3 protein-coding genes and 1 pseudogene are annotated in these 3763 nt (G+C 56.8%); all 4 read right to left on the minus strand.

Features of this window, described 5'->3' with window-relative positions; all coding sequences use genetic code 11:
* Nucleotides 1–188: pseudogene (locus tag AQR02_RS33165) on the minus strand (RluA family pseudouridine synthase); the annotation flags it as partial.
* Nucleotides 185–1486: a glutamate-1-semialdehyde 2,1-aminomutase gene (hemL, locus tag AQR02_RS22785; RefSeq protein ID WP_054942717.1), complete on the minus strand. Its 1302-nt coding sequence runs from the start codon at nucleotides 1484–1486 to the stop codon at nucleotides 185–187. The gene hemL and the pseudogene AQR02_RS33165, both read right to left, overlap by 4 nt.
* Nucleotides 1487–1516: 30 nt before the next feature.
* On the minus strand, nucleotides 1517–2515 hold the full coding sequence (gene hemB / locus AQR02_RS22790) for a porphobilinogen synthase (protein ID WP_054942718.1): 999 nt from the start codon (nucleotides 2513–2515) through the stop codon (nucleotides 1517–1519).
* A 560-nt stretch (nucleotides 2516–3075) separates the two neighbouring features.
* The coding region (locus AQR02_RS22795) for a uroporphyrinogen-III synthase (RefSeq protein WP_148449197.1) at nucleotides 3076–3763 on the minus strand (688 nt) is incomplete at its 5' end.

Consider the following 3763-nt stretch of genomic DNA (forward strand, 5'->3'; position numbering starts at 1 on the left):
CCCTCGCGGCGCAGCCGCGTGTGCAGCTTCAGCGGCATCCCGGCGGTCTCCAGCAGCCACCGGTCGATGGCTGCCTCCTTATCGGCCGCCCCGGTAACAGCCCGGCCGGGCATGGCTTCCAGCCATTCCCCGCGCCGGGTCCAGGCGCCGCCGCCCTTGAAGCCGGCGCCTTCTCCGCCAGCCGTCACAGCGATTTCAAGGCCTGGTAATGGGCCTCGATCGTATCGTCAATATCCTGCTCAGTATGCACACCAGAGACGAACATGCCTTCAAACTGCGACGGCGGAACGCTGATGCCCTGATCGAGCATTTTACCGAAGTAGGTACGGAATCTGTTCAGGTCGCTTGTCTTCGCCGTTTCGAAATTGTATACCGGCCCTTCTGTGAAGAACGGGCAGACCATAGAGCCTACGCGGTTGACCGTCAGCGGAATGCCAGTCTCCTGACTGTTGCGCTTCAGTCCTGCTTCCAGGCGCGCACCGAGCGTTTCCAGCCGGTCGTACACCTCCTCTGTCAGCAGCTTCAGCGTGCTGTAGCCGGCAGCCATCGCCAGCGGATTGCCGCTGAGCGTTCCCGCCTGATAGATCGGCCCGGAAGGCGCGATCTGCTCCATAATCTCTCTCCGGCCGCCATAAGCACCAACCGGAAGACCGCCGCCGATCACTTTGCCGAAGCAGGTCAGATCAGGATCAATGCCGAACAGCCCCTGCGCACAGCCCCGGTTCACCCGGAAGCCGGTCATCACCTCATCAAATATCAGCAAGGCCCCGTATCCTGTCGTCACCTTGCGCAAGCCTTCGAGGAAGCCCGGCTGCGGCGGCACAACGCCCATATTTCCGGCAATCGGCTCGACAATCACAGCGGCGATCTCGTTGCCGTAGCGTTCAAACGCGATTTTGGCACCTTCCAGATCGTTATAAGGCACGGTAATTGTATTCACCGCAACGCCCTCCGGCACTCCCGGACTGTCGGGCAGACCCAGCGTAGCCACACCCGAACCGGCTTTGATCAGCAGGCTGTCAGCATGTCCATGGTAGGAGCCCTCGAACTTGAGGATTTTGCTCCGTCCGGTATAGCCCCGGGCCAGGCGAATGGCGCTCATTGTAGCTTCCGTACCGGAGTTAACCATCCGCACGATGTCGACAGAGGGTACGCGCTCCACTACAGTTTTAGCCATTTCCGTCTCCAGCAGGGTAGGCGCCCCGAAGCTTGTCCCTTTTACCGCCGTCTCCTGCAGCGCTTGGACCACCTCAGGATGGGCATGACCCATAATGAGCGGCCCCCAGGAGCAGACATAGTCGATAAAGCTGTTGCCGTCGATATCATAGATGCGCGAGCCGATCCCGTGATCCACGTATACCGGTGTCAGACCCACGGATTTGAACGCCCGGACCGGGCTGTTCACCCCGCCGGGAATATACTGTTTTGCTTCTTCAAAAGCCGCCCTAGAAGCCTCTTCCCGGCGCGACAATGGCACATTGCCCATGCTTAATCACTCCTGTTCTGTTCTCTCGATTTAACCGCGCAGCCAGCGGGCGGCATCCTTCGCAAAATAAGTGATAATAATATCCGCGCCTGCGCGCTTCATGCCGGTAAGCATTTCCAGCACAACTGCTTTCTCATCAATCCAGCCTTGCAGCGCCGCTGCTTTGACCATAGAGTATTCCCCGCTCACATTGTAAGCCACCAGCGGCAGATCGAACTGGTCACGGATGGTCCGGATCACATCCAGATAAGCCAGCGCCGGTTTGACCATCAGCATATCTGCGCCTTCCAGCACATCCGAATCCGCTTCGCGAATGGCTTCCCGCAGGTTGGCAGGGTCCATCTGATAGGTTTTGCGGTTGCCGAACTGCGGTGCGGAATCAGCTGCCTCACGGAACGGGCCGTAGAAAGCAGAAGCGTATTTCACTGAATAAGACATAATCGGCACATGCTCGAACCCGTTCTCATCCAGTCCGGTACGGATCGCCTGCACGAATCCGTCCATCATGTTCGAAGGGGCAATAATATCCGCGCCTGCCTTGGCCTGCGATACCGCAGTACGGGTAAGCAGCTCCAGCGAAGCATCGTTGATCACATCGCCATGCACGACACCATCCACTACATGGGTATGGACCATACCGCAGTGGCCGTGATCCGTAAATTCACACAGGCACGTATCCGCAACAACCAGCAGCTCAGGATACCACTGCTTAATCAGCCGCGTTGCTTCCTGCACAATCCCGTCATCCGCGAAGCCGGAAGAACCAATGGCATCCTTGGTTTCAGGAATTCCGAACAGCAGAACAGCCGGAATGCCTAGCGCTGCAATCTCGTCTACCTCGGCCTTCAGCATATCCAGTGAAAAATGAAATACGCCCGGCATCGAACCGATCTCATTCTTCACTCCTGTTCCATAAGTCACAAAAATCGGCTGGATAAAGTCCAGCGTATTCAGCACCGTCTCCCGCACCATTCCGCGGATTCCGGCTGTACCGCGCAGACGGCGGTGCCGGGTAATTGGAAAACTCATTGGTATGTCCTCCTGTATAGTAGATATGTAAACATAATCCGAAAGCAATCAGCGCTGTTGTTGCTAACCCGCCGGTTGCAGCGTTCATGTGTTGTTCTGTTCATCACACTGCATATTATCCTGTACATACATGCTAGGCGCATTATCACTCTGCTTCCGTAAACAGTAATCCCGTTCGTAACCTGTACCTCTCCAACTAACCGCAGCTGCACTTTGTACAGTTAAATCGCCGAATTGCCTTTGAGTAACTCGTCTAGCTGTATTTCATACAGTTATTTTTGCGGATGAAACCATTTTTAGTCTAATTGAGCAAATTTAACTGTACAGAATACAGTTACTTGGCACAAGCGCAAATATTAGTCATTTTTAACTGTATAGAGTGCAATTAGCTCATAAGCTCATAAGAGCTCAAAGTTACTTGGTACAACAGCAATCATTACCTGCTTTTAACTGAACAAAGCGCAATTTCAGCGCTCTGCTTACGGCATTGAAATACGAGATCCCCCATTAAAAGCGCGGAGCCGGTTGCTCCCTGACGACAGCAACCCGATCAGCTGTCTCTACCTTAGTCTGGTCGACTCATTCCAGCGGCACAGCTCCTGCACCAGCCCTTCAATCGTCGCCTCTTCAGGCAGCAGTCCCGGGGTCAGGCCCGCCTCGACGGCGGTCTCTTCCGTTACCGGGCCGATGCAGGCGATTTTGACACCCGCCAGCAGTGAAAGCGGATCCTCCAGCCCCATTCGTTCCAGAATGCTCATGAAGTTGCGCACTGTCGATGAGCTGGTGAAGGTAACCGCGTGAATCCGCTTCTCCTCCAGCAGCCGGATCAGCTCAATATCATCCTCGCCGGTCACCACCGTCTCGTAGGTGTCCACTTCGGTCACCTCAAGCCCCAGCTCCCTCAGCTTGTCCGGCAGCCACTCGCGCGCCAGATCGCCGCGCGGCAGCAGCACCTTCTGCCCCGGCTCAAGCCGCGGGCCAAAGGCTTCGAGCAGCCCTTCCGCCTGGAAGCGGGCGGGCAGCTCCTCGGCCATCAGCCCGCGCTCCGCCAGCGCTGCGGCTGTCGCCGGCCCCACCGCGCCGATCTTCGCGCGGTGCAGGCCGCGGATGTCCACCTTAAGCTCCGCCAGGTGGTGCCAAAAGAACTCCACGCCGTTCGCGCTTGTGAAGAAAACCCAATCATAAGCTTCCAGCGCGCCCAGCGCGGAAGCAATGGCGGCTTTCTTCTCTGCGCCTTCCGGCATGACC

The sequence above is a fragment of the Paenibacillus ihuae genome, assembly GCF_001368795.1.
GTDB classification, from domain to species: domain Bacteria; phylum Bacillota; class Bacilli; order Paenibacillales; family Paenibacillaceae; genus Paenibacillus_AQ; species Paenibacillus_AQ ihuae.

Coding starts and splice junctions, on each gene's coding strand:
- hemL (WP_054942717.1), bottom strand. CDS start 1,486: ATGGGCAATGTGCCATTGTCGCGCCGGGAAGAGGCTTCTAGGGCGGCT.
- hemB (WP_054942718.1), bottom strand. CDS start 2,515: ATGAGTTTTCCAATTACCCGGCACCGCCGTCTGCGCGGTACAGCCGGA.